General features: G+C 70.5%; 1 protein-coding gene. It reads left to right on the forward strand.

The annotated features are described in order from the left end of the window. Positions 1 to 386, forward strand: a 386-nt coding sequence (locus RM844_RS33330) for a dihydrofolate reductase family protein (protein WP_311671154.1), incomplete at both ends; no start/stop codon positions are given.

The following is a 386-nucleotide window of genomic DNA, read 5'->3' on the forward strand; positions in this document are numbered from 1 at the left end:
TCAGCAGCCTGGACGGCGGTGCCACCGAGGACGGCAAGTCTGGCGGGCTGGGCGGTCCGGGTGACCGGGCTGTGTTCAATCTCATGCGCCACGCCGCCGACGTCATCCTGATGGGCGCGGCGACGGTGCGGATCGAGAACTACTCCGGCGTGCAGCTCTCGGTCGCCCAACGGCAGGAGCGCCAGCGGCGTGGCCAGGCCGAAGTGCCGCCGATCGCCGTCATCACCGCATCGGCAGAGCTCGACCACCACTCCAAGTTCTTCACCCGCACCGAGGTGGCGCCTTTGATCCTCACCGCCACCGAGACCGTCTCCGACGCACGGCACCGGCTGGGCACTCTCGCGGAGGTACTCGACGCCTCCGGCGCGGACCCCACGCGCGTCGAC

The organism is Streptomyces chisholmiae, assembly GCF_031845445.1.
Taxonomy (GTDB): Bacteria; Actinomycetota; Actinomycetes; order Streptomycetales; family Streptomycetaceae; genus Streptomyces; species Streptomyces chisholmiae.